We start from the raw sequence: 24,552 nt of genomic DNA on the forward strand, positions 1-24,552 counted from the left end.
GGGGTGGGGGATGGCCCCCGCGTCAGTAGCCGACCGAGTTGAAGAGGAACGGGTACGTGATGATGACTTGGCCGCCCTTGGGAGCTGGGAACTGCCAGCCCTTCAGGCTGCTGAGGATGCACGCCTCGACGGAGGCGTTGCGGAGGGTGGAGGACTTCGTCTTGGCGGAGGCGACGCGGCCGTTGAGCCCGATGGCCCACTCCAGCACCACCTTGCCAGCGAGGCCGGGGTCCTTGAGCAGCGCGCGCTCGTAGCAGCCGTGCACCTCATTGAGGTGGCTGTTGATGACCTTGGCCACGGCTTCGCGGTCCACGGTGCCCTGGGTGGAGGAGATGCTGCGAGCGGTGGCGCGCGTGACGGTGCCGCCCACCGCGCCCTTGCCCACGCCGCCAGCGCCCAGCGCGCCAATGCCGCCGCCGCCCTTGCCGCGCAGCAGCTCCGCGCCCAGGGTGGCGCCGCCGCCCTTGCCGCCGCCGCCCAGGCCGAAGGTGCCCAGGCCCGCGTTGGCGATGGGGGCCTTGCCGATGAGGCCCGCGAGTTTGTAGTTGGTCTGCTTGGCGTTCTTGCTGCCCGGGCCGCTGCCCAGCTTGTCCACGGCGGCCAGCAGGTCATTGGCGGCGGGGCCCGCGGCGGACAGCTTCGCGAGCGCCTTGAGCGCCTTGCTCTCCGGAGCGGCGGCCACGGCCTTGGGGACCTGCACTTCCTTGACGGGCTTGGGAGGCGCCTTCTCCGCGACGACGGGCTTCTCCTTCACGGGCTCCTTCTTCTTGAGGGCCTCGAGCTTCTTCTTGGCCTCTTCCTTCTTCTTGGGCTCGGGGGCGATGAGGCGCAGCGCGACGGGCGGCAGGTTCTTCTGGGTGAAGTCCGCGGTCGCGGGGCCTTGAGGCCGGGTGGCGATGAACCAGCCCAGGCCGCCGCCGAAGATGGCGAGGAAGAAGAGGGTCAGCCAGGGCAGGCCCTTGAGCGGGTTGACGAAGACGCGCTCGGGGGCGGGGGCCGCGTAGGCGACGAGCGACATCTTGCCCTGGGTGAGGCGGGCGGCGGCGCCGTCGCGCAGGGTGACGAAGCGGCGGCTGCCGTCGGACTCGAGCGCGGCGGTGGTGACGGGGGCGAAGCGGCCGTCGCTGTGCGCCTTCTCCACGTCGGTGCCGGGGGGCACGAAGAGGCGGTAGTTGCCGTTGACGGACTCGGCGAGGGTGAAGTCGTCACCCTCCGGGAGGGTGAAGCCCCACAGCGGCATGGGGGCCAGTTCCTCCTGGGCGGCCTTCACGGGCTTCTTCGCGTCCGGGGCGAAGCGGCGCGCGTCGCGGCGCACGGCGCCCCAGTACAGCTCCAGGTAGAGCTGGGCCGCGCCCTTGCCCGGGCCGATCTTCGGCGCGTGCGTGGGGCGGCTGGCCGGGGTCTTGTCGAGGACGAGGGGGCCGGAGGTGGGCGCCGCGACGTCCGCGTCCAGGTCCGCGAGCAGATCGTCCGCGACGAGGAGGCTGGGCATGACCTCCGACGGAGGACGGCGCCGCGCGGAGGGGACGGTGCCCGGGGGAACCGCGGGAGCGGGGGCCGGCTTCGAGGCCGCGGGCTGCGCGGCGTGGGCGCCATTCAGGTGCGCGGCCTGCGGTGCGTGGCCCGTCTGAGCGTGCGCGGCCTGGGGATGCCCCGCGTGCGCGCCGGGGTGGGCGTGCGCGTTCTGCTGCGCGAAGGCCGCCTGTTGCGCCTGCTGCTGGGCGTGCGCACCCGGATGCTGCGCATGCGCCGCTTGTTGTGCCTGCTGCGCGTATGCGGCCTGCTGCGCCTGCTGGGCCTGTGCGGCGCGCTGAGCCTGCTGCTGCGCGTAGGCGGCCTGCTGCGCCTGCTGTTGTGCCAGCGCGGCCTGCTGAGCCTGCTGCTGGGCGTAGGCGGCCTGCTGCGCCTGCTGTTGTGCCAACGCGGCCTGCTGGGCTTGCTGCTGCGCGTAGGCGGCCTGTTGCGCCTGCTGCTGTGCGTAGGCGGCCTGCTGCTGTGCGTAGGCGGCTTGCTGCGCCTGTTGCTGCGCGAGTGCGGCCTGCTGCGCCTGTTGCTGCGCGTATGCAGCCTGCTGTTGTGCCAGCGCGGCTTGCTGAGCTTGCTGTGCGACGACGGTCTGCTGCGCGTGGACGGCCTGCGCGCCGTGCTGGGGCGCGAAGCCATTCGTGGCGGGCCCGAACGCGTGCGTCGCCCCGTTCCCTCCGTTCGGGATCGCGGAGTGCGGAGCCCCCGCACCTCCGAGGAGCGCGGCGACCTCGGGCGGCGGCTGCGGCTTGGTCTCGACGGGACGCTGGTTGAGGATCCGCGTCTTCAGGACGAACGGACCGCACAGCACCTCGTCCACGGAGCGGATCTCACAGGCGGTGACCTGGTGTCCGTTGACGAAGACGCCGCTGGTTCCACCGCCCGCGTCCTGGATCGCGGTGCGGCCGTTCTGGAAGTACAGCAACGCATGGCGCGGCGACACGGACGCGTCGTCCAGCCGCAGATCCGACGACGCATCGGAGCCGAGCGCGTAGGTGCCGGGGACGAAGACCTCCGTCCCCACCAGGAGGCCGTCGCGGAGGATGACGACTTGCAGGACGCTGGGCTGGCCGCTCAACGGTGACGCTCCCTTCGAAGGGTGATGGGCGGTACGGCCCTACTGATCGTAGACGGTGGCGAGCGTCTCCGAGCGGAAGCTGTCGCGCTCGCGGAGCATCGACCGCGTCTTCAGTTCCTTGCGGTCATAGAGGTACACGGCGCCGGACTTGTTCGTCTGGCCCTGGATGAGGCGGTCGTCGAAGTCGATGCGCGACGGGCCACGCTGCGGCGGCGCGGACGACGCGGCGGCCGAGGCATCCCCCGTCACAGGGTCCGTGACGGCCGTGCTCGACTTCGTCTCGATGCGCGGGGGCGCCTTGCTGGAGCCCTTCTTGGGCTTGGCCGGCTTCACGGCCTTCGTCTTGGGAGCGCGTGCACGCCCCTGGGCCCAGGCATCGTTCGCGGGGGAGAGGGGACCGAAGCCGAGCACGCTGGCGACGGCACAGAAGAAGAGGAAACGTCGCATCATCAACAGGTTAAGCGATGCGAGCCCCGACCTGTCAACGCACACTCCAGCCCCATGGCATGGCCTGTGGCGATCAGGTGTGGGGGGCAGTCCACCTCACCTGGGGCGGACGCTCCACGACTTGTCCTTCTTCGTGCCGGTACGCTGGAAACGTCCCGTGGGATTCCCTCCGAGCGGCGCCTCCCCAGCATGCGAGCAGACGTGGCACGAAGTCATCGTGACACGGTGGGCGGATGGAGGATGCTCGCGCGCGGAGGCATGCCCACGCGTGATAGGTGTCACTCGCAATCGGGGATGGATCGCGGCCGTGCTCGGCGCCCTGGTGCTCCTGGGCCTTGGGGTCTTCGTGTGGATGCCCCCGAGCGGGCCCGCGCCAACGCCCACGCCCGCGCCGTCCGCCGCTCCCGCTGAGCCGCGCCCCATCCTCCAGGCGGTGGGCCCGAAGCTGACCAGCAACCAGACCTCGCAGCCCATCGCCCTCTATGGTGAGAACCTGGTGCCGGGCCTGAGGCTGGTGCTCGGCGCGCCCCTGTCGCGGGAGGTGCCGCTCACGGTGGTGGACGCGCGCCATGGCTACGCGAGGCTCCCCTCCGACCTCCAGCTCCCCGAGGGCACCTTCCAGACGGACGTGCAGCTGTCGCTCGCCGCGACCGGGCCCCGGCCCACGGGCACCGCGCGGCTCACCCTGGTCAACGACGCGGCCTTCCCGGACCTGATGGCGATGGCGCTGTCCCCGGACGGGCGCACGCTCTTCGTCGCGTCGCCGCCCACGGACACGGTGTTCGCGCTGGACGTGGAGTCCGGCCGCGTGGAGGCGATGGCGGTGGGAGATGGGCCGTCCGCGCTCGCGACCTGGAAGGACGCCAGCGGGCATCCCTGGTTGGGCGTGGCCCACCAGTACGGCGCGGAGCTCTGGCTGTACGCACTGGACGCGCCGGAGCGGAAGGCCCGGGTCGTCCCCGCGCCCTCGGGCGCATGGGGCCTGGAGGTGGACGGAGCGAAGGGCGTGGCCTTCGTCGCCGAGCACCTCCGAGACACGGTGCACGCGCTCGCGCTGGAGGATGGCCGCGAGAAATGGAGCGCGGCCGTGGATCCGAACCCGCGCGCGATGGCGCGGTGGAACGGACTGCTCGCGGTGGGCAGCCTCCAGACGGGGCAGGTGGTGCTGCTGCGCCAGGACGACGGCCGGGAGCTGGCGCCGGTGGTGCCGAAGCCCGGCGTCCCCATTGTCGGAGGCACCACGGAGGCCTTCTCCGCGCAGGTGATGGGTGGCAAGGCGCCGCGAGCCCTGGTCGCGAGCGACCGCTTGAAGCGGCTCTTCATGTCGAGCCTGGGGCCGAACGTGGGGCCCAACGCCCAGCGCATGGAGGTGAGCGCGAACAGCGGCGTCGCGGTGCTGGACCTGGACCGGCAGGAGGTGGTGCGGCACCGGGGCTTCGGCGCGGGCGTGACGGAGGGGCTGGCGCTGGATGACCGTGCCGGGCTGCTCTACGCGGCGGACGTGGGCCTGGGGCAGGTGCGGGTGCTGGACGCGAAGGCGCTGGTGAAGAGCGACGCGGCCGCGCGAGAGGCGGTGCTCCAGACGCTGCCGGTGCTCGCGCCGGAAGGCACGCCATGGATCCGCCCCGTGGAGGACCTGGGGACGAAGGGGAGGGCGGGGCTGGAGCTGCACTCCGGGCCGCGCTCGCTGGCGCTGTCCCCGGACGGACGCACGCTCTACGTGCTCAACCGCTTCACGGGCACGGTGGCGGTGGTGGACGTGCGTGAGGCGCGGGCGGGAAACGCGCGTGTGACGCGGCAGTGGCCGGTGGTGGACGTGCGTTCGCGCGAGCAGCGCCGGCTGGGCCAGGTGCTCTACTTCTCCGACGTGGGCCGCACGGGCATGAGCTGCGACGCGTGCCACATCGAAGGGCACACGGGAGGTGTCTTCTTCGAGAAGACGCGCCCCATGCGCATCTACCGGTCCACGACGGCCCTGGGCAGCCGGGACACGCCGCCCTACTTCACGCCCGCGAGCACGCGCAGCATCGCGGAGACGGTGGAGACGGTGGGCGGGCGCAACCGCTACCACAACCCGGATCCGCTGCCGTCGGAGGTGGAGGCGCTGGCGCTCTACACCTCGCTGCTGCCCACCGCGCCCAACCCGTACCGGGGAGAGGACGGTGCGCCGCTGGAGACCGTCACGCTGCCGGACGGCAGGACTGGCCATCCGGTGAAGGGCCTGGCGCTCTTCGAAGGGAAGGCCCGGTGCATGGCTTGCCACCCCACGCCCCTCTTCACCCTGGACCAGGACCCCTCGACGCGGGGCCAGTATCAGGACGTCGGCACGCCCATCGCGCTGCCGCTGCGGCTGGAGCAGCAGCAACTGGTGACAGGAGCAGCGCCGCCCTCGCTGGTGGGCACCTGGGACGTGTGGCCCCTCCTGACGAGCGCCACGGCGGGCTACACGGTGCAGGAGGACCGGCTCGTGGTGGGCTCGCGCTTCCCGCTGCGCACGCTGCTGGAGACCCCAGGTCTGAATCACGGCGCCGCGCAGGAACTCTCCGCCGAGGAGCGGGACGACCTGCTCGCGTACCTGCTCACGCTGTGAGCCCTAACGCGCGGTCCCGGAGTGGAAGGGGAACAGCACCGCGGCGCGGACCCGCGTGCGCATCGTTTCGGCGACCAGGGGCCACCCGAACGCCGCGAACGTGAGCACGGCCATCATCCCACTGAACATCCACAGCCCCATCATCACCGCGATGCCCAGGTGCAGGCTCATCGTCAGCGCCACCCAGAGCCCCCGCGTGCGCCGGGGCCAGACGCAGAACGCGTAGCCCACCTCCACCACCAGCGTGCCCCACGTGGCCAGCTTCACCATCCACGGCACCGTCGCGAGCCACGCGAAGTCGAACTGGCCGTACTGGGGTTGCATCAGCACCTCCCAGAGCGCCGTCCCGTCGCGCCACACGGGCCCCAGCATCTTCTCCAGACCCGTGGTCAGGTAGATGAGACACAGGTGCACCTGCAACACGCGCAGCGACAGCGTCGCCAGCGCGGACGGCGCGCCGGAGAGCCTGCCCGCCCGCACGTCCAGGGAGTACGCCGTGCCCACCGGCATCACCGCGCAATAGAACAGGCTGATGTGCGCGAAGGTCTCCACGCCGTAGGAGAAGAAGCTGATGCTGTTGAGCAGCACCGTGTGGAGGATCCACGCCACCACCGACGACAGCCGCGTGTGCAGGCCCAGCAGCAGCCCCAGCAGCGCCACCACGTAGAAGAACGTCAGGCCTTGGATGCTGGCCGCCTGCGAGAAGCCCAGCGGCGCCAGCGCGGCCACCACCGCGCCCACCCGGGGCACGGAAGGGGATGCCATCGCCTCGGAGACGCTCCAGGGCACCCAGCCCTGGTTGCCCAACAGCTCCGGCAGGATCTCCGACAGGCTCCATGCCTGGATGAGCAGCAGCGCCGCCACGCCGATGCGCAACACGCCCAGCGGCTGCGGAGAAGAGGGCTCGCCGACGAACGCCGCCAGCCTGGCACCCACGGCGGACTTCCAGGTCCGGGCGCTCATGGCGTCACCTCACCGGTGGACACGGCCGCGGGCACGCGCCGCTGGAACTCCGCACGGTAGGCCTCCGTCCAGAGCGGCTGCGACCCTTGCATGTGTCCCTCCATGCTGGGCAACTGGAGCGACTCCACGCGCACCGTGACGGCTCTCGCGTCCGGATGCCGGCCGAACATCGCCGCCGCCCACGCGCGGGCCAGCGCGTCCCGGCTCTCCTCCAGGCTGAAGCGCAGGTTCATGGAATGGATGCGCACGCTCACGGCGCCGTTGTCGGACCGGAAGTCGTCGTGCAGCTGTTCGCCGGACGCACCTTCCAGGTCGAAGGAGACACGCACCGCCGGGCTCACCCCGGGGGCGAAGAAACTGAAGCCACTGCTCGAGCCCGTCCAATGCCCATAGGCCTGGGCCCAGGTCCGCCCGGTGTCTGTCAGCGGGAGCAGGGGCACGTGCAGCGCGCCACGGGCCACCATCAGCAGGTGCAGCACGGCGAGGCCGGTCAACAACCCGTGCCGGGGAGTCAACGTGTGTCGCATGGGGGCTCCAGACCGAGCGCCGGAGGGGGCACCTCCGGCGTCGGGTCCGTCTTGAATGGACCGCTACATCACTTCAGGGGGTTGTGACGTCAGCTGGCGTCAGTTGCAGTTGCCCGAGATGCTGCCGCCGCCGATGAAGAGGCCCAGCAGGTTGCCCGTGGTGTTGCCGATGATGTTGCCGCCACCGAGGATGTTGCTGAGGATGCCGCAGTTGCCGTTGCCGCTGCCGGAACCCCCCGCCAGGGGGCCCGTCTTCGACACCAGCACGACCTCCTCCATCGACACCGCCATGCGCGGATCATGGCTCTTCACCTCACGGTTGTGAGCCATCGCGCCCGTCGCACCCAGCGCCAGCACGAACATCGCCACGGTCCCGCCCAGCTTCACGTGCGTCTTCTTCATGGTCTTGCTCCTTGGGGATTGGTTGGACAGCGAGGGCAATGTCTTTCCCCTCCCCGAAATCGGAACCATCCCGGGAATACCAGGATTCTGTTGGGGGCTGATTCCAGGCGGGATGTGGACATTCCAGTCTGGTTGGCGGCGAGCTTTTCTCTGTCGGCGCGAAAAGGCGGGAGGGGTGTCGGGGCCTTCACGTGGAGCCGGCACTCGGGTCGCTTGCGTTGGAAGGGGGGGCTGAGGTCTACAATCCAACGAATGCGTTCCTCCCCCCGGGTCGCCTGGCTCCTGCTTCCAACGTTGTGGCTGTCGTGCACCGACGCGGGGCTCTATTCGATTGATGACCGCGCGGGCGGTACACGCGACCGCGCCAACTTCGAGGGAGACCTCTGCGTCCCCGAGGCCACGGGCGACGCGTTCCCCGTGAAGGTCATCTTCGCGCTTCAGGGCGGCACCGGCGTGGAGCCGGAGGTGGTGGGCTCCGCGGTGGACGGGCTCACCACGCTCACCTCGCGCTTCACCGGCCCTCAGGTGCGCTTCGGGCTCGTGGCCTTCCACTCGGTGGCCACCGGCCTGCAAGGCAGCTTCACGGACGCCGCCTCCTTCCAGTCCGTCCTGCCTCGCTACGCCAGCTACCAGCAGCAGGGCCCCATCAGCATCCGCTCCGCGCTGCGGCTGTCCAAGAGCCTGATGTCCGGCGACATGCAGGCCGCCTGCAAGGGCGAGGTCGCGCGCTCGCGCTACGTGGTCGCGCCCGTCATCCGCAGCTCCGACGTGAGCTGTGACAACCCGGCCTACAACATCGGCATCGACAGCCGGTGCACCGCGCTGGCCCAGGCCGCCGGCTGCAACGCGACCCCGGAAGCCCAGGCCCAGTGCAACGCCTCGTGCAGCCAGTGCGAACTGACCGCCGTGGTGGGCGAGCTCAAGGGCCTGGTGGAGCAGCTGGGCGCGGGCGGCGTCAGCGTCCAGCCCGTCTACGTCCGAGGCCAGACGCCGGACCCCGTCACCCGCCTCCAGGTGGCCGCCATCGCGAACGCGGGCGGCAGCGTGCCCGTGGAGACCGACTTCGTGGGCCTGCCCAACGCGCTCGCGCGGCTGGACTACGGCGCGCTCGACAACGCGCTCAAGCTCAAGCGCTTCCTCGCCTTCAACCGCAACGTGCAGGTGCGCAACGGCCAGATGCTCGTCGACAGCGACGGCGATGGCGTGTCGGACGACGACGAGCGCGCCCTGGGCCTGGACCCCACCTCCCCCGACACCGACCAGGACGGGCTCATGGACGGCGTGGAGCTGCGCATGGGCCTGGACCCGCTCGCCGTGGACATCATCAACGGCTGCAGCGTGACGCAGGACACGGACGGCGACCGGCTCAACGACTGCGAGGAGCGCGTGCTCGGCAGCGACCCCTGCGTGGGCGACACGGACGGCGACGGCCTGCCGGACCTGGTGGAGGCCCTGTCGCAGACGAACCCGCTCATCGCCGAGGACCTGCTCGACACCGACCGCGACGGCGTCTCCAACGTGGCGGAGGTGGAGGCCCACACCGACCCGCTCAGCGCCGACCTCGACTTCCACCGCGAGCGCGGCTACGGCTACTCCATCGTCCCGCTGCCGCCCACCGCCACCAGCGACCGCGCCTGCTACCGCACCCGCGTGGAGAACGTCTCCCTGGTCCCCACCCTGGAGCGCCCCCACCCGCTGATTCCCGGCGAGGTGATTTCCGCGGGCACCAACGAGGTCTACCTCTACCTCCAGGTGGGCCGGGACAATGATCCGCGCGGCGCCGGCGTGGGTTCGCTCTTCATCCAGGAAATCCAATACGACCCCGACACGGGCCGCACCCCCGCGGGCATGGTCCCCATGCTCTCCGACGACTTCATCGTGGGCACCTGAGAGGGCCCCCCGGCGTGGGGTATTCCCCACAGTCTCAATGGGGTGTCCCCCCCACACCCTTCCTGTAGCAGTCTCTTCCGAACGCGCAACCCCTTGAAGTTCCTGACCCTGAAACTCCTACAGACGCGGGATCGCCTCTTGCTAGGGCAGGGGTTGTGAAAGGAGTCACCATGACTATCGGTCGCATTGCCCCCCTGTTGGCGCTCGGAGCGTTCCTGGTGCTGAGTCCCCGCACCGTGCAGGCCCAGGAGCAGAACCCGGACAACCCGGAGTGCCTCGGAGACGAGTGCGGTCGCCCCAAGGAGGAGGGCGGCGGCTGCGGTTGTGGCTGTGGCTGTTCCGTCTGGGTGGCGTACACGGACGACGGCAAGACGCTGTCGTACACGGACGACGCGGACGGCGACGGCAAGGCGGACGACAAGGACAACTGCCCCTTCACGTCCAACCGCGACCAGGACGACACGGCGGACGGCGACGGCGTCGGCACCGCCTGTGACAACTGCCCCGCGGTCTCCAACGCCACCCAGCTGGACGGCGACGGCGACGGCATTGGCGACGCGTGCGACCCGGACGACGACAACGACGGCAAGCTGGACGGCGAGGACAACTGCCCCACCATCCCCAATGCCAACCAGGCGGACAACGACCAGGACGGCATCGGCGACGTCTGTGACGCGGACGACGACAACGACGGCGTGCCGGACGGCGAGGACAGCTGCCCGCTCGTCGCCAACCCCATCCAGACCGAGATGCCGGCGGACCTGAGCCTGTGCCGCGTGGACGCGGACGGCGACAACGTCTCCGACAACCTGGACAACTGCCCCGGCCTGTCCAACCCGGACCAGAAGGACACGGACGCGGACGGCATCGGCGACAAGTGCGATCCGGACATCGACAACGACTCCGTCCTCAACAACGTGGACAACTGCCAGCTGGTGGCCAACCGCGACCAGGCGGATGACGACGGCGACGGCATCGGCGACGCGTGCGACACGCGCTACTGCGTGGTCCTCAACAAGGACAACCCGAACGACTGCCTCGACCCGAAGTCGCCCTTCAGCGTGGGCACCGGCGGCTCCATCAGCGTGGAGAAGACGGGCATGGCGGTGCGTCCGCCCCTGTTCGCCAACCGCAACGGCGCGGCCATCGAGTACACCTGGACGGTGGTGAAGCGTCCCTCCGGTTCCACCGCGGTGGTGGAGAACCCCAAGGGCGCCGTCACCTACAGCCGCCACTGGGAGTACCAGTACGTGGACGGCAGCGTGCCCAACTTCAACCCGGACAAGGAAGGCGAGTACGAACTGCAGGTGTCCACGCGCCTGGCCTTCGCGGACCGCGTGTTCCCCAATGAGCGCGCCTCCGTGTCCAGCCTCTTCGTGAAGGTGGGCAAGCAGGACTCCGAGGGCGGTGGCTGCACCTCGCTGCCCGCGGGCGGTAGCGCCGCGGCCCTGGGCGCTGGCGTGCTCGGACTGCTGCTGCGCCGCCGCAAGAAGGCGTAACCCAGGATGTTCCCCGTGCCAGGAGGTCCGCATCGCATGCGCCGTCTGCTCGCTGTTCCGTTTCTTGCGACCGGCCTCCTGGTCCTGGGTGTGCTGTCCTGTTCAGACACGCTCCTGGAGCCTCGCGCCCAGGAGCAGTCCCAGTTGGATGACCGGCTGACGCTCACCGGCCGGGTGTGCACGCGTCCGGCGAACCCCACCGGCTTCCCGGTGAAGGTGGTGCTCGTCGTGGACGAGTCCGGCAGCATGTGCGTGTCGGATCCGCCGGGCTCGCAGGAGGGCAGCGGCTTCTGCGAGCGCGCGGAGGTCCAGGCCATCATCCCGCCGGGCGTGACGGAGCCCGCGCGCGTACGCGCCCTGAAGAACGTGGTGAATGGCTTCCGGCGCATCAACGACGCGCGCCAGGGCAACATCAGCATCGCCATTGCCCCGTTCGAAACGAACGTGAAGAACACCTGGCCACCGGCCTCCACGGGAGACCGCTTCGCGCCGCCGGGCAACATCAACAGCTACATCGAAGGCCTGCAGTCGCAGCTGGGCAAGGGCACGGACTACCAGGGCGCGCTCAGCTACGCGTACAGCCTCATCGCCAGCGACATCGAGGCGGTGTCCCAGTCCACGCCGGAGCTGTTGCCGCGCACGCGCTACGTCGTCGTGTTCCTCACGGACGGCACGCCGTACCCGCGCTGCTCCGCCAACGACGACCTGTCCGCCTACGCGGGGCCGGACACGCCGGACCTCACCTGGCGCGACTCCATCACCAGCTTCTGCAACGCCACCAGCACCACCGACGCCATCACCGGCTTCGAGGTGGGCACGGACCGCAACCAGAACTACCAGCTCTTCAGCTACGTGCGCCGGCTGATGGAGCTGAAGACGCAGTACAACGTGGGCGACGTGCGCATGCACACGGTGCTGCTCTTCAACGAAGAGGCCGTGCGCGCCTGCGGCCCCATCTGCCAGGACATCTACGGCACCTATCCGGGCGTCCCGGAGGCGCAGTACCCGGCCGCGGCGAAGAAGATCGCCTCCTTCCTGCTCAAGCGCTTCGCGGAGATGGGCAACGGCGTCTACCAGGAGTTCAGCGACACGGCGGAAATCTCCGAGCTGGGCCTGGGCGCGCTGGACTACTCCTCCTTCGCGTCGCCCAACGTGATGAAGACGCTGCTGGTGGAGCCCCTGAGCTCCGCGCCGGGAGATGACGGCCGCGTGCTGGACAGCGACGGCGACGGCGTCCCGGACGCGTTGGACAACAGCTTCACGCTCAAGACGAACCCCTTCACCATCGACAGTGACGGGGACTGCCTGAGCGACGGCTTCGAGTACCGGCGCCAGGACCAGGGTTTCAAGCCGGGCAACGACCTGGATGCGCGCGGCTGCAACCCGCAGTCCCCGCTGACGCCCGGCTGCATCTGCCGGGACACGGACGGTGACGGGCTGTCGCAGTTCGCCGAGGACTACCTCAAGACGCGCCAGGGCATCGTGGACAGCGACGGCGACGGCATGCCGGACGGGCTGGAGGCGAAGTACGGCCTCAACCCGCTCCAGTCGAGCGTGTCCGGCCTGGACACGGACGGCGACGGCATCCCGGACGACGAGGAGTTGAAGGCCGGCAGCGACCCCACCCGGCGCGACCGGCCCTTCCACGACAAGTACGGCATCCAGTACGAGGTGAAGAAGGTCCCGGGCGGCACCGACACGGACGGCGTCTGCTACGACTTCACCGTGTCCAACCTCCAACTGGTGACGCCGCCGGACCGCTCCGGCGTGAAGCAGGGCTACAACCTGTTCAAGGTGTGGTTCGCGGAGGCGCCGGAGAGCGGCGTGGCCACGGACTACGGCGTCTGGCGCACCGCGTGCGCGTGGGCCCAGTACGCGCCGCCCAGCGTGCGCGTGCCGCTGGCGCCGGACCTGGCCATGGAGGACGGTGACTTCCGCCGTCCTGACCAATTGGTGGATCCCTGGAGGACCCAGGGCAGTTGCGTCGGCGTGTCGCCGTCGCAGGGAGGGGCCTCGCCGTGAGCCGCGCGGGACGTTGGTGGGCGCTCTGCCTGGTGGGGTTCGCCGTGGTGATGGCCTGTACGGACTCGTACCTCTATGACCCGCGCCGCGACACGGACGTGCCCGCGGACCGGGCCGTGGCGCTGGACGGGCGCTTCTGCACGCTGGGCGCGAACGAGGTCATCCGGCCCATCAAGATCATCGTCGCCATGGACGCCAGCCAGTCCATGCGCGTGAGCGACCCGGACGGCGTGCGCGCCACGGCGCTGGTGGACCTCATCGAGAACCTCCCGCAGGACGAAGAGGTCTCCATCGCGGTGATGCTCTTCGCGGGCAGCACCACGGCGTTCCTCACGCAGAACCCGGGGCCGCCGCTGGAGGACGGGTTCGTGCAGGTGTCGCGGCTGGACGCCACCGCGAAGGCCATCCTCACGGAGAAGCTGCTCACCTTCCGCAACACGGACACGTCGCCGAACCGGGACTCGACGGACTTCGTCAAGCCGCTGTCGGACATCTACTCGCTCATCAACACGGACATCGCGCGGGCGCGGCAGCAGCCCAGCGGGAGCGACGCGCTGGCGCAGGCGCGCTACTCGGTCATCTTCCTGTCGGACGGCAAGCCCACCAACAACCAGGACGACGAGCTCATCCGCGGCGACGCGGTGGTGCGCATCCGCCAGCTGCGCGACCTGGTGGAGGACGTGCGCTTCAACACCGTGCACGTCTTCAACCCCATCCAGCCCGTGCCGTCCGTGTGCGACCTGGTGGCGGAGGACGGCGGCTTCGGCGACGGCGGCTGCCCGCTGCTCATCATCAACCAGAACGCGGACCGTCTGGAGAAGATGGCCACGCTGGGCGGCGGCAACTTCCGCGACTTCCGCAACAACGAGCCCATCAACTTCCTCAACTTCCAGTTCGGCCAGGTGCGCCGCGCCTTCATCGTGAAGGACTTCGTGGCCTCCAACTTCTCCGCGCCCCCGGGCAGCCCGCTGGATGAGGCGGACACCGACGGCGACGGCCTCTCCGACGCGCGCGAGTACGAGCTGGGCACCAACCCCAACCTGCGCGACACGGACGGCGACGGCTTCAGCGACGGCGTGGAGGTGTACTTCCGCGACCGCGGCGTGCAGTTCGACCCCACGCAGGTCGCGCAGCCGGACGGCGGCGGTCTGGACAAGGGCTGCCCGCCCGCGCTGCGCGGCGTGGACACGGACTGCGACGGCCTCCTGGACTGCGACGAGCAGTTCATCGGCACCAACGCCACCCTCCAGGACAGCGACGGCGACGGCGTTCCGGACGGCATGGAGTGGCGCGGCGGCACGCAGGGCTCCAGCAAGGACCTGGACGAGGACCCGGACACGGACGGCCTCACCAACCGCAGCGAGCTGCGCATGCACATGCGCCCCTTGCAGGTGGACACCGCGAACCTGGCCTCGGACGCGTACCGCTACAGCATGGAGGCGGACGGCCCGGTGGATGACCAGGGCCGCCAGTGCTACCGCTTCCGCGTGGACAACGTGCTGCTGGCGCCCACCATCGCGATGATCGCCGACGGCGGTGTGGACGGCGGCGTGGACGCAGGCACCGTGCAGCGCGGCGCGGGCTACAACGACATCTACCTCTCCGTGGCCATGCTGCCCGCGGACGACCCCACCGCGCGCACGCTGGTGCGCACCTTCCGCGTGGACTCCGTGCGCTACCCGGTGGGCGGCATCAAGTCTCCTCCGGATGGCGTCATCCGCGTGAACCCCGAGGACTTCGTGGACGGCTGCCCCGGCGTCGCCCCGACCCTCTCGCCCGTCCCCTGACTTCTTTTTTCGCCTCCCGGACTTCCCCCATGCGCCTTCGCACCCGACTGCTCCCGCTCGCGCTCCTCCTGCTGGCCGCCTGTTCCTCCGGCGGGGAGGACACGCCGGACGCCGGCACGGGCGTGGTGGAGGACCTCTGCAACAACCGCGAGGAGGCGCTGACGAACGCGGACTGCGAGCTGAAGCCCGGCGTGCCCATGGAGCGCTACCTGGCGCTCACGGGCGACGTGAAGGCTGGTGACGAGGACTGGTACCGCGTCAACATCCCCGCCACCGCCAACGCGCGCACGCTGGTGCACGTCACCGGCACGTACCTGGCGTCCAGCACGCCGGTGAACCTGTCCATCTCCGTGCGGGAGAAGGACAAGGACACCTCTCTGGTGACGAAGTCGGACCAGCACGGCGCGGGCGCGCCGAAGCCGGTGGACATCGTGCTGCCGTACGGCACGCCCAGCACGCAGCTCATCATCGTGGTGCGGGACGCGCCCACGAACCCCGCGCGCCCCAACTACGACGCGCGCAACGCCTACCGGCTCACCGTGGAGTTGCTGGAGAACCCGGACACGAACGAGCCCAACGACGTCACGCCCACGCCCATCGCGCTGGCGGCGCAGGGCGCCGTGCAGGTGGGCACCGCGCAGGGCTACCTGGCCACGGACAACGACGTGGACCGCTTCAGCTTCCCGCTGACGGCGGGGAAGATCGCCTACGTGCGCATCACCGCGCCGGACCAGGGCTTCGCGCCCAACTACCGCCTGTCCTACGAGCTCTTGCGCCCCAACGGCACCGACAAGGAGTCGGAGGGCAACGTGCTTCCCAAGGTGCACCCGGGCGTGATGGCCACCGCGCGCAAGGTGAAGCTGGCGGGCACCTGGACCCTGGTGGTGAAGGGGTACAAGGGCAACAACGATCCCTTGCCCGCGGGCGACCTGCGCCAGCCGTATGAAGTCGAGGTGCGCGTGGTGGACGAGGAGGACCCGCGCGACCAGTCCGGGGACAACGACGCCTACGCCCGCGCGTACTCGAACAACCTGGGCACGCCGGGCGCGTCCACGACCTTCGAGGGCCGGCTGGGCTACGTGGGCGACCGCGACTGGTTCGCGGTGAAGCTGTCCAGCCTGACGAAGCCGAGCGTGCTGCGCTACCGGCTGACGGAGCGGCCCACCACCACGCGCTTCGACCCGCTGCCCCTGCCGCTGGGCCAGCTGGCGGACCGGCAGGTGCTGGTGTTCAGCACCGTCAGCACGACTGTCACCGCGGAGCAGCGCGCCACCTGCTCCAACAACCCGGCCGTGTGCCCGCGCGACACGCGCGAGCACCCCGACGCGCCGGGGCTGGTGCAGACCTACTGCAACAACGCGGAGGCCGTGCTGTGCATCCAGTCCGTGCGCGAGGAGTCCGACCCGGCGCGCTTCCCCGGCCTGAGCAACTTCCAGGGCGCGCTGCCGGTGCCCTCGCACGGCACGGAGGTGACGTACCACTTCGTGGTGCAGGACGACGGCAACAACTGGGCGGATGATCGTGACTACCGGCTGGAGGTGTCCTGGGCGGCGGAGGACACGGAAGAAGAGAACGCCTACAGCGGAGGAGTGGAGCAGCCGCGCTCCAAGACGCTCGGCGGCGTGGGCACGGGCAACCTGCCGGTGGGCAACGCCACCTTCGAGGCGAAGGGCCAGCTGACGCACGGCCACGGCCGGCTGCGGAACAACGACCGCGCCACGGGCCTGGGCGTGCGCGGCCCCACGGACTACGACGCGGTGCCCTCCGACACGGACACCTTCGAGTACCAGCTCCCCGCGCTGAGCGCGCCCGAGGACGCGGCGTGGCTGGTGCAGTGGGACGTGGACAACCTGCCGGATGGCGGCACGCCGCACGGGCTGGCGCTGGATTTGACCTTCTGCGACGGCACCGCCACGGACGGCGGCGCCGGCACGTGCACGCCGGTGACGACCACCAGCACGGGCGGCGCGCTGACGCTGGCCTACAACCCGACGGCGATGCGCGCGTGGCACACCTCCGCGAGCGCGCCGCTCAGCAGCTACCAGGCGCTGTACCAGCTGGAGAAGACGGCCACCACGACGCGCGTCACGGTGGCGCCCTACACGTGCTCCTGCCTGGAGCGGCGCTTCATCCAGGGCGGCACGCTCAAGGTGGCGGTGAGCGCCACCGAGCGCACGGACTACACCCCCGTGGGCTACACGCTGCGCACCGGCTACGGCGACTACCCGCGCAGCTACACGGCGGCGGATGGTGGCTCGCCCACGTCGTGCCCGGCGCCCACGCAGGACGGTGGCGCGTGGGTGGGCGGTTGCCAGTTCACCCGGTAGCCGCGCCGGGCGGGCGGCGGGGCTTCACGCCTCCGCCGCCTTCGCCGGGACTACGGCTTCGGCGCCGCGACGCCCTTGCCCTTGAGCGTCAGCTCACGCGTCTCGCCGTTGGCGGCGTTGGACTTGAGGGTGAGCTTGCCGGTGAACTCCTGCGCGGCGTTGGGCTTGAAGGCGACCTCGATGAAGGTGCGCTTGTAGGTCTCCAGCTTCAGGGGGCCGTTCTCCGGCCAGTCCTCCGGCTTCTTCATGGTGAAGACGCTGGGGCCGGAGATGGAGGCCTCGGTGAGCTCCAGCGTCTGGAGGCCGCGGTTCTCGATGTAGAGCGTGTTGAAGGTCGTCGCCCCCACGTAGGTCCCCGCGGAGAACTCCGTGTCGAAGCTCAGCTCCGTACGGTCGATGAGCAGCTGCGGCGTGTTCGGCAGGTCCTCGGACTCGTCTCCGCAGCCCGCCAGGGCGATGATGGTGAGAGGCAGCCACAGGTTGCGCATGCGCATGGACATCCACTCCTCGCTGAGGTTCAGAAGAATGTCTGGTGTTGTAACACGGAATGTCTCGCGACTGGCGTTCGCTGTGTTGGGATTGATGCTCGTCGCATGCGGCGGCTCGCGGGATGACTTCATCGGCGCGCGCGTGCTGGATGTCTGCAAGGCGTCCTGGCCCGTGTGCAGTGAGTACGCGGGCTGCATCCTCGGGCCGGAGAGCTACTCCGAAGGCCGCTTCCCCGGCCGCGGGCAGGTGCTGGTGCGCGTGCCGGAGGCTTCCACCATCAAGGTGAGTTTCTACCTGGAGGAGGTGACGGCGGCGGGCGAGGAGACGGCCATTACCGTGCACGAGGAGGGCTGCCGCGCACGGCAGCGCAAGGCGTCCACGGGCCGCGCGGCGTTGGACCAGATGGAGAAGTTCGGCGTCTTCACCCAGCAGGCGGACGTCACCGGCGTGGGTGACCACCTGGTGGAGTTCGACTCCGACATGCAGGCTCGCTACGTGGTGAAGGTGGACGTGACGCCGCTGCGCCTCCAGTAGCGCGTCAGCGGCGCGCGGCTTCAGCCCTTGAGCGTGCGCACCAGGTGGTCCGCCACGCGGAAGCTGTTGGCGGCGATGGTGAGCGTGGAGGGCACGCTGCCGCCGGTGGGCATGAAGCTGCCGTCCACGACGTAGAGGTTCGGCACTTCGTGCGCGCGGCAGTGCTTGTCCAGCACGGAGGCCGCCGCGTCGTTGCCGAAGCGGCAGGTGCCGTGCTGGAGGATGGTCGTCTCACCCTGCGTGCCCACGCGCTCCACGCTGTCCGGGTCCAGGCGCATCAACACCTCCTCGCCTCGCTCCACGAGGAAGCGCGTGGCGGCGAAGTCCGCCGGGTGCCGGTCCAGGGTGATGGCGGCCACGGGGATGCCGTACTTGTCCTTCACCTCGGGCTCCACGGTGACGGAGGTACCGGGCGTGGGGAGGAACTCCGCGTAGACCTCGAACTCGAGGATGCGCGAGTCGCGGTACGCACGCATGCGGTCCTTCAACTCCTTGCCGAACACGCCGGACTTGCCGCTGCCCGCCAGTCCCACCGCCGCGTAGATGGGGTTGGGGTGCGCCCACATGAAGCCCAGCGTGCCGCCCTTGCGGAAGCCGTGGCGCGCGTCCGGCATCACGTAGAAGTCCTGGAGGCTGCGGTTGACGAAGGGCGCCGGGTCCGTGAGCCACGGCCGCGCGGTCTTCTGCTTCGACACGCGGAAGTGCGCCCGCGAGCCGCCGAAGGAGCTGAAGAGGAGGTTCTTCCCCACGAGCCCGCTGCCGTTGGCGAGCCCGTTGGGGAAGCGGCTGGAGGTGGAGTTGAGCAGCAGGCGCGCGCTCTCCACGGCGGTGGCGGAGGCGATGATGACCTTCGCGGGCTGCTCCTGCGCGACGCCGTCCTTGTCCAGGTACACCACGCTCTTCGCGCGGCCTTGCTTGTCCACTTCGATGGAGCGCGCCATGCAGCCCGGGCGCACCTCCACGTTGCCGGTGGCGATGGCGTTGGGGATGAGGCTCGCGAGCGTGCTGCTCTTGGCGCCCGTCTCGCAGCCGTAGCTGCCGCACAGCGCGCAGTACGCGCACGGCGAGCGGCCCTTGTAGGCCTTGCTGATGATGCCGCGCGCGGTGGGCAGGGCGTGCCAGCCCATGGCCGCGCACACCTTGTCGATTTCGGACGCCACCGGGTGCACGTCCAGGGGCGGCAGCGGGTAGGGACCGCTGCGGGGCTCGGCGAAGGGGTGGGGGATGGCCTGGCCGGACACGCCCAGCTCGGCCTCCGCCTTGTCGTAGAAGGGGGCCAGCTCCTCATAGGAGATGGGCCAGTCCGCCACGGTGGTGCCGGGCACGGCGCCCAGCGTGGAGCGCAGGCGGAAGTCCACCGGCTTGAGGCGGTAGAAGAAGCCGCTCATATGCACGGTGCCGCCGCCCACGCAGTTGGCGGTCCACGCGGCGTTGCTGCGCTCGTAGCGGCCCTTGGCCCCCTGGCGCACCAGGTGCGGCTCCTCCCACGGCAGCGGCATGAAGAAGTTGCGGCGGCTGTTGAGGATCTCGTCGTGGACGAAGTCCTTGGGCTGGTAGTGGCGGCCCTTCTCCAGCACCACGACCTTGAAGCCCGCGCGCCCCAGCTCCAGCGCGAGCGGCGCTCCGCCCGCGCCGCTGCCCACGATGCACACGTCCACGGATGGCAGGCTCACGGGTGGTGCCCTCCGCACTCGCGCAGGCACTTGGGTCCGTCGTATCCCTCCGGGGGCGCCATGGCGAGCGTGCCCACGGTGTCGAAGCCCATCAGCCGCCAGCCCACGCGGCCCTTGTTGCCGCCGTAGGACGGGTCGCCCAGGAAGCCCTCCAGGCTGAGCGTCATCAACAGCTCGAAGAAGTGGGCCTCGCCGCTGCCGGCCGGGCTGTCCTTGAAGATGGCGAGCAGCTCGTCCTGCTGGGCGGGCGTGGCCTGCGCGAAGCCCTTCTGGAACATGCGCTGCGCGCGGCGCTCCAGCGCGGACAGGCCCTGGAGGAAGTCGCGGTGCATGGACTCCAGCCCCTGCGTCTCCAGGATGCGGTCGATGTAGAGCGCGACGTCCGCGTCCTGGGCGCCGGGGTCCTCGTCGCGGGGGAGGAGCCGCTCCACGGCTGCTGCGACGACGGCGTACTCGAAGGCGGAGAAGGTGCGCAGGGCCTGGCCGGCGGAGGTGGTGCCGGTGGGCTCCGCGGGCTTCTTCTCTTCCGCCTCCTTCGAACGTTTACACGCAATGCCGCCCAGCAGCACCACGCCGCCGCCGAAGAAGGTGAGCCGTTGGATGAAGGTGCGCCGGGACAGCTTCGAGGGGAGCGAACGCGCGCGAGCCATGGCGTGCGAGCCTATCCCAGGTGCGTGTGTTTCACGGCACCTGAGAAGGGGCCGGGGTCGGTTGGCCGCCCACCGCGTGCGTGACGTGGGACCGCACCGCGAGGCGTGACGGACAACGCGCGCGGCTGACATAGGATGGCGCGCTCAACCAGGCCGACTGAACCAAGGAGAAGAACCGCATGAAACGGCACGCGTGGCTACTGGGAGCGGCGCTCGCGCTGGGATGTGGCGGCGGCAAGCCGGCCAACCCGGACGCGGGCTCGAAGCCGCAGGATGATGGCGGAACGACGGAAACGCCCTTCGTGCGGCTGACGGTGGACACGGAGCCGAGCGAGCAGCTCGCCATCTCCAACATCGCGATGGCGGTGGGCCCGGACGACCGCATCGGCATCGCGTACTACGTGAAGCTGAACGACAAGGACTCCGCGCTTCGCTACCGCGAGGTGAAGGACGGCCAGGTGCAGGCACAGGCGGAGACCATCGCCACCGTGCAGCGCGTGTACGGCGTGTCGCTGGCGTTCAGCCCGTCCGGACAGCCCGCGGTGAGCTACCTGGGCGGTGGAAGCGATGACTCCATCTTCTGGTTCCAGAGCGACCTGGCGGTGTCCTACCGCAACGCGAATGGCACCTGGACCGAGCGCATCGCCGTCACCCATGGTGACGAGGCCGTGTCGGGCAACCCGGTGAGCGACACGGGCTACCTGGTGGGGCTCAATCCCTCCATCGTCTTCAGCGGCAGCCAGGCCCTGGTCGTCTACCGCGACGGACACAACGGACAGTTCCCGCAGCAGGACTGGGCGGGCAGCGACGTGGAGCTGGCCAGCGGCGGGCCCACGGCGTGGCAGCACCGGGTGGTGGCGTCGGGCGGCGACCAGAAGGGCGCGTACGGCGGGCACCTGCAGATGTTGATGGCGGGTGATCAGCCGGCGCTGGTGTTCGACCAGGCCTTTGGGGCCGCGGACGCGCCGGGGCAGAACGTGTACTTCCAGCGCCGCAACACGGACGGCACCACGTGGACGCCGCCGGTGCAGGTGCAGGCGGTGGGCAACACGATGCTGGGCGCGTCCATGGCGTATGACTCAACCATCGGCTTCGGCATCGCGGCGGTGGACCGCTCCAGCAGCCGGCTCACGCTCATCACCTGCGCGGGCACGACGGGGACGAAGTGCGCGGCGGCGGGGGACTGGACGACGCCGGATCCGGTGTACCAGACGGGCTCCGGCGGCTGGTACCCGTCGCTGGCGTTCGACCCGAAGACGCACGACCCGTCCATCGCGTTCCACATCTGCTCGCTGGAGTCCGGGCGTAACGAGGGCAGTTGCTCGCCGGCTGACGACGCGCTGATCATCGCCACGCGCGTGGAGGACCAGTGGCGCGAGGTGACGGTGGACACGGCGGGTGGCTGGTCGCCGAAGCTGGCGTTCCTGTCCTCCGGCCAGCGCGTGGTGCTCTACCGCGCGGGCGGCACGCAGGCCCTGACGCTGGCGGTGGAGCGGTGAGCCTCGCGGGACGCGCCGTGGCGGCGCTGGGGCTCGCGGCCGTGCTGAGCGGCGCGGGTGTCATCGCGTGCCGCGGAGACAACGAGCTGTCCGGCAGCGTGTCGGAGCTGTTCCCCGTCACCGACGTGTCGAGGGTGGAGATCCGCCGCAATCCGGAGGCGCTCCAGGTGAGCTATTTCCGCAACAACGGCCTGGACGTGGACCTGGTCGCGCGGCTCACCGTGGACACGGAAGGCGTGGACATGAAGCCGGGCACGAAGGTGAACCTCGGCGGCACCACGCCCTCTGGCCGCGACCGCGCGTCGGTGGTGCATGTGGCCGCGGGCGAACCGGCGCGCGTCTTCACCCAGGTGGAGCGCGGCGACCTGGTGCTGGACGAAGGCGGCAACGTGGGCGAGGCCACGCGCGGAGACTTCTCCCTGTCGTTCAAGAAGGGCGACGGCTACGGCGCGGGGCGCAGCATGGAGGGCACGTTCAACTCCCTGGCGCTCGACGCGGGCTTCGGCCCGGACCTGGGCGACGTGGTGGGCGACGAGCCCGCGCCCTGAATCACTCCGGGGCTTCCGGTGACGCGAACCGGAAGCCCTGGGTCTTCTGTTACGGCGTGCAGGTGTCGAGCGTGGCCATGCCCTGGGAGAGCTGTCCCTGGTGCGTGGCGAACCGCGCGAGCGCGGGCGCGCCACCATCCAGGAAGAGCTGGCGCGCGGCGTCCACCGCGTCCCGTGCGTGCACCGTCACGGTGGAGCCGATGGCGTCCGTCACCTTCACCGCGCCGTCCGCCTGGCCCTGCGCGCGGATGAGCAGGGCGCCCGCCTCGTCGCGCGCGACCATGCCGTCCTCCAGCGGCTCGAAGTAGCGCACCACGGGCTCCTGGCCCTCGCGCTGCAACTCCAGACGCATGACGCCGGACTCCACGTCGCGGGACATCTTCAGCGTGTCGGTGGGGCCCAGCTTCACGATGCGCGTGTTGGAGTCTTCTCCCTCCACGCTGCTCACCGGGTTGCTGCCGGTCCAGAACTCGATGCTGTTGACGACGAGCGCGTCGACCAGCGTGCCGATTTCATAGACGGGCACCACGACGAAGATGAGGAACACCAGCCACTGGACGAACTTGTTGCCGGAGATGCCCTTGTTGAACTGCCAGATCTTCGTCGTGAGCTTGAACGAGCCGAAGCAGCCCGTCGCACTCATCATCAAGACACCCGCGCACAGCACACCGAGCCAGCGGGACGGACGCAACTTCATGAAGCCCTCCTGGGGGATGGGGGACCGCGTGAAAGCGGCCGCACCATGCCACGAAGGCGTCAGTCCGGCTCGCTCTGAACGAGCCCGTATTTGTGCAGCAGCGAATAGAGGTGCTTGCGGTCCAGTTCCGCCTCGCGGGCGGCGCGGGCGATGTTGCCTCGGGCGCGGCCCAACAGGCGCGTGAGGTACTCGCGCTCGAAGGCGCGGACGAGCTCGTCCTTGCACACCTTGAACGGCCCGGTGAACTCCACCGGCAGGAAGTCCCCGGCGGGCGTGGGCACGTCGCGGGTGAACTCGCGCAGGAGGTTGTCCCCGGTGAGTCCTGGGATGTCCACCATGTGCCGGGCGCGCTCCAGGGCGTTGCGCAGCTCGCGCACGTTGCCCGGCCAGGTGTGCCCCAGGAACTGCTCTTGAATCTTCTCCGGCAGCCGGGGCCACAGGCCTTCGCCAGCGAAGGCCTCCACGAGCAGCGGGATGTCCTCCTTGCGGTCGCGCAGGGGTGGCAGGCTGAAGGTGAAGACAGACAGGCGGAAGTAGAGGTCCTCGCGGAAGCGGCCCGCCTGCGTCTCCGCCCACAGGTCCTTCTTGCTGGCCACGACGATGCGCGCGTCGAAGGAGATGGGGGTCGAGGAGCCCAGGCGGCGGAACTCGCGGTCCTCGATGGCGCGCAGCAGCTTGGGCTGCAGGTCCAGGGCGAGGTCGTCGATTTCGTCCAGGAAGAGGGTGCCGCCGTGGGCGCGCTCCAGGCACCCGATGCGCTGGCCCACCGCGCCGGTGAAGGCGCCCTTCTCGTGGCCGAACAGCTCGGACTCGATGAGCGAGTCGGACACGCTGGCGCAGTCGAACACGACGAGCGGCCCGGCCGCGCGGGGGCTCAACTTGTGGATGGCCTTGGCGCCCGCGCCCTTGCCGGAGCCTGTCTCGCCCACGAGCAGCACGGTGGAGTCCGTGGGGGCGATGCGCTGGAGCAGCGCGAAAATCTGGCGCATGGGCACGCTGCGGCCCACGAGGTCGCCCAGCCGGTCCTCGACGGTGGGCTCCACCTGCACGGGCGTCATCTGCGGGCTGAAGCGCAGGCGCACGTCGCCCACTTCCAGCAGGGCACCGGGGCGCAGGTAGGCCTCACGCACCTGGGCGCCATCCAGGAAGGTGCCGTTGGTGGAGCCCAGGTCCTGCACGAGGAAGCGGTCACCCTGACGGCGCACCACCAGGTGGTTGCGGCTCACCGTGGGGTGGTCGATGACGACGTCGTTGTCGGTGGACTTGCCGACGCGCAGGTCCTCCGTGGCGAGCGGGTACACGGTGCCCGCGCGCTCGGTGTCCAGCAGCACCAGGTGGAAGCGCTGGGCGGACAGTCGCTCCGCCTGCGCACGGGCGACGACGACGGTGTGCGCGGGGATGGGGGC

Annotated in this window: 19 protein-coding genes; 9 read left to right on the forward strand and 10 right to left on the reverse strand. The window is 70.2% G+C overall.

Annotation, left to right across the window (positions count from 1 at the left end):
* Positions 1 to 22: 22 nt before the first annotated feature.
* Together D7V77_RS25645 and D7V77_RS25650 are read right to left on the reverse strand one after the other, a co-directional pair.
* Complete coding sequence (locus D7V77_RS25645) at positions 23 to 2,602, reverse strand: AgmX/PglI C-terminal domain-containing protein (protein ID WP_120578930.1); 2,580 nt, start codon at positions 2,600 to 2,602, stop codon at positions 23 to 25.
* A 39-nt stretch (positions 2,603 to 2,641) separates the two neighbouring features.
* Positions 2,642 to 3,052, reverse strand: coding sequence for a hypothetical protein (locus D7V77_RS25650; RefSeq protein ID WP_233597226.1), 411 nt, complete (start codon positions 3,050 to 3,052; stop codon positions 2,642 to 2,644).
* 349 nt (positions 3,053 to 3,401) lie between these two features.
* Here D7V77_RS25650 and D7V77_RS25655 point away from each other — a divergent pair, with 349 nt between their 5' ends.
* The gene (locus tag D7V77_RS25655) at positions 3,402 to 5,639 is read left to right on the forward strand and encodes an MtsA protein (protein WP_233597229.1); all 2,238 of its coding nucleotides are present in this window, start codon (positions 3,402 to 3,404) and stop codon (positions 5,637 to 5,639) included.
* 3 nt (positions 5,640 to 5,642) lie between these two features.
* On the opposite strand, the gene D7V77_RS25660 is transcribed toward D7V77_RS25655, so the two are convergent.
* From D7V77_RS25660 to D7V77_RS25670, 3 genes are all read right to left on the reverse strand, one after another.
* Positions 5,643 to 6,602 (reverse strand): hypothetical protein, encoded by a 960-nt coding sequence (locus D7V77_RS25660; RefSeq protein ID WP_120578932.1) that lies wholly within the window; start codon positions 6,600 to 6,602, stop codon positions 5,643 to 5,645.
* Positions 6,599 to 7,129 (reverse strand): hypothetical protein, encoded by a 531-nt coding sequence (locus D7V77_RS25665; protein ID WP_147452157.1) that lies wholly within the window; start codon positions 7,127 to 7,129, stop codon positions 6,599 to 6,601. The genes D7V77_RS25660 and D7V77_RS25665 overlap by 4 nt, the downstream gene beginning before the upstream one ends.
* 99 nt (positions 7,130 to 7,228) lie before the next feature.
* Positions 7,229 to 7,531, reverse strand: coding sequence for a hypothetical protein (locus D7V77_RS25670; RefSeq protein WP_120578934.1), 303 nt, complete (start codon positions 7,529 to 7,531; stop codon positions 7,229 to 7,231).
* A gap of 252 nt (positions 7,532 to 7,783) precedes the next feature.
* On the opposite strand from D7V77_RS25670, the gene D7V77_RS25675 reads away from it, so the two are divergent.
* The 5 genes from D7V77_RS25675 to D7V77_RS25695 all read left to right on the forward strand — a co-directional run bounded on the left by D7V77_RS25675 (position 7,784) and on the right by D7V77_RS25695 (position 17,056).
* Positions 7,784 to 9,421 carry a calcium-binding protein gene (locus D7V77_RS25675; protein WP_120578935.1) on the forward strand — a complete coding sequence of 546 codons (1,638 nt, stop codon included), beginning with the start codon at positions 7,784 to 7,786 and terminating at the stop codon, positions 9,419 to 9,421.
* Positions 9,422 to 9,591: 170 nt separating this feature from the next.
* On the forward strand, positions 9,592 to 10,920 hold the full coding sequence (locus D7V77_RS25680) for a thrombospondin type 3 repeat-containing protein (RefSeq protein ID WP_120578936.1): 1,329 nt from the start codon (positions 9,592 to 9,594) through the stop codon (positions 10,918 to 10,920).
* Between the two features lie 36 nt (positions 10,921 to 10,956).
* Positions 10,957 to 12,942 carry a vWA domain-containing protein gene (locus D7V77_RS25685; protein WP_120578937.1) on the forward strand — a complete coding sequence of 662 codons (1,986 nt, stop codon included), beginning with the start codon at positions 10,957 to 10,959 and terminating at the stop codon, positions 12,940 to 12,942.
* Positions 12,943 to 12,992: 50 nt separating this feature from the next.
* Positions 12,993 to 14,729 carry a vWA domain-containing protein gene (locus tag D7V77_RS25690; protein WP_120578946.1) on the forward strand — a complete coding sequence of 579 codons (1,737 nt, stop codon included), beginning with the start codon at positions 12,993 to 12,995 and terminating at the stop codon, positions 14,727 to 14,729.
* A 29-nt stretch (positions 14,730 to 14,758) separates the two neighbouring features.
* Entirely contained in the window at positions 14,759 to 17,056 is a 2,298-nt protein-coding gene (locus D7V77_RS25695) for a hypothetical protein (protein ID WP_120578938.1), read from the forward strand.
* Positions 17,057 to 17,106: 50 nt separating this feature from the next.
* Here D7V77_RS25695 and D7V77_RS25700 read toward each other — a convergent pair whose 3' ends face one another.
* Positions 17,107 to 17,550, reverse strand: a complete 444-nt coding sequence (locus D7V77_RS25700; protein ID WP_169821850.1) for a hypothetical protein — start codon at positions 17,548 to 17,550, stop codon at positions 17,107 to 17,109.
* 88 nt (positions 17,551 to 17,638) lie between these two features.
* On the opposite strand from D7V77_RS25700, the gene D7V77_RS25705 reads away from it, so the two are divergent.
* Positions 17,639 to 18,079, forward strand: a complete 441-nt coding sequence (locus D7V77_RS25705; RefSeq protein WP_233597227.1) for a hypothetical protein — start codon at positions 17,639 to 17,641, stop codon at positions 18,077 to 18,079.
* Positions 18,080 to 18,099: 20 nt separating this feature from the next.
* Here D7V77_RS25705 and D7V77_RS25710 read toward each other — a convergent pair whose 3' ends face one another.
* Positions 18,100 to 19,752 (reverse strand): GMC family oxidoreductase, encoded by a 1,653-nt coding sequence (locus tag D7V77_RS25710; RefSeq protein WP_120578940.1) that lies wholly within the window; start codon positions 19,750 to 19,752, stop codon positions 18,100 to 18,102.
* Positions 19,749 to 20,402 (reverse strand): gluconate 2-dehydrogenase subunit 3 family protein, encoded by a 654-nt coding sequence (locus D7V77_RS25715; RefSeq protein ID WP_120578941.1) that lies wholly within the window; start codon positions 20,400 to 20,402, stop codon positions 19,749 to 19,751. The genes D7V77_RS25710 and D7V77_RS25715 overlap by 4 nt, the downstream gene beginning before the upstream one ends.
* A 179-nt stretch (positions 20,403 to 20,581) precedes the next feature.
* Between D7V77_RS25715 and D7V77_RS25720 the strand changes: the two genes are divergently transcribed.
* Together D7V77_RS25720 and D7V77_RS25725 are read left to right on the forward strand one after the other, a co-directional pair.
* Positions 20,582 to 21,901, forward strand: a complete 1,320-nt coding sequence (locus D7V77_RS25720; RefSeq protein WP_120578942.1) for a hypothetical protein — start codon at positions 20,582 to 20,584, stop codon at positions 21,899 to 21,901.
* A complete protein-coding gene (locus tag D7V77_RS25725; protein ID WP_120578943.1) occupies positions 21,898 to 22,449 on the forward strand; it encodes a hypothetical protein in 552 nt (183 codons plus the stop codon). The genes D7V77_RS25720 and D7V77_RS25725 overlap by 4 nt, the downstream gene beginning before the upstream one ends.
* Before the next feature lie 49 nt (positions 22,450 to 22,498).
* Here D7V77_RS25725 and D7V77_RS25730 read toward each other — a convergent pair whose 3' ends face one another.
* Both D7V77_RS25730 and D7V77_RS25735 read right to left on the reverse strand, forming a co-directional pair.
* Positions 22,499 to 23,146, reverse strand: a complete 648-nt coding sequence (locus D7V77_RS25730; RefSeq protein WP_120578944.1) for a DUF3332 domain-containing protein — start codon at positions 23,144 to 23,146, stop codon at positions 22,499 to 22,501.
* A 59-nt stretch (positions 23,147 to 23,205) separates the two neighbouring features.
* Positions 23,206 to 24,552 (reverse strand): sigma 54-interacting transcriptional regulator (locus D7V77_RS25735; RefSeq protein ID WP_233597228.1); only part of this gene is annotated, 1,347 nt, incomplete at its 5' end.

It is taken from the genome of Corallococcus sp. CA041A, assembly GCF_003612075.1.
In the GTDB taxonomy this organism is placed as follows: Bacteria; Myxococcota; Myxococcia; order Myxococcales; family Myxococcaceae; genus Corallococcus; species Corallococcus exiguus.

What these genes read in the sequence shown, in the direction of transcription:
- D7V77_RS25650 (WP_233597226.1), bottom strand. Translation starts at nt 3,052, where the DNA reads ATGATGCGACGTTTCCTCTTCTTCTGTGCCGTCGCCAGCGTGCTCGGC.
- D7V77_RS25655 (WP_233597229.1), top strand. Translation starts at nt 3,402, where the DNA reads ATGCCCCCGAGCGGGCCCGCGCCAACGCCCACGCCCGCGCCGTCCGCC.
- D7V77_RS25660 (WP_120578932.1), bottom strand. Translation starts at nt 6,602, where the DNA reads ATGAGCGCCCGGACCTGGAAGTCCGCCGTGGGTGCCAGGCTGGCGGCG.
- D7V77_RS25665 (WP_147452157.1), bottom strand. Translation starts at nt 7,129, where the DNA reads ATGCGACACACGTTGACTCCCCGGCACGGGTTGTTGACCGGCCTCGCC.
- D7V77_RS25670 (WP_120578934.1), bottom strand. Translation starts at nt 7,531, where the DNA reads ATGAAGAAGACGCACGTGAAGCTGGGCGGGACCGTGGCGATGTTCGTG.
- D7V77_RS25675 (WP_120578935.1), top strand. Translation starts at nt 7,784, where the DNA reads ATGCGTTCCTCCCCCCGGGTCGCCTGGCTCCTGCTTCCAACGTTGTGG.
- D7V77_RS25680 (WP_120578936.1), top strand. Translation starts at nt 9,592, where the DNA reads ATGACTATCGGTCGCATTGCCCCCCTGTTGGCGCTCGGAGCGTTCCTG.
- D7V77_RS25685 (WP_120578937.1), top strand. Translation starts at nt 10,957, where the DNA reads ATGCGCCGTCTGCTCGCTGTTCCGTTTCTTGCGACCGGCCTCCTGGTC.
- D7V77_RS25690 (WP_120578946.1), top strand. Translation starts at nt 12,993, where the DNA reads ATGGCCTGTACGGACTCGTACCTCTATGACCCGCGCCGCGACACGGAC.
- D7V77_RS25695 (WP_120578938.1), top strand. Translation starts at nt 14,759, where the DNA reads ATGCGCCTTCGCACCCGACTGCTCCCGCTCGCGCTCCTCCTGCTGGCC.
- D7V77_RS25700 (WP_169821850.1), bottom strand. Translation starts at nt 17,550, where the DNA reads ATGCGCATGCGCAACCTGTGGCTGCCTCTCACCATCATCGCCCTGGCG.
- D7V77_RS25705 (WP_233597227.1), top strand. Translation starts at nt 17,639, where the DNA reads ATGCTCGTCGCATGCGGCGGCTCGCGGGATGACTTCATCGGCGCGCGC.
- D7V77_RS25715 (WP_120578941.1), bottom strand. Translation starts at nt 20,402, where the DNA reads ATGGCTCGCGCGCGTTCGCTCCCCTCGAAGCTGTCCCGGCGCACCTTC.
- D7V77_RS25720 (WP_120578942.1), top strand. Translation starts at nt 20,582, where the DNA reads ATGAAACGGCACGCGTGGCTACTGGGAGCGGCGCTCGCGCTGGGATGT.
- D7V77_RS25730 (WP_120578944.1), bottom strand. Translation starts at nt 23,146, where the DNA reads ATGAAGTTGCGTCCGTCCCGCTGGCTCGGTGTGCTGTGCGCGGGTGTC.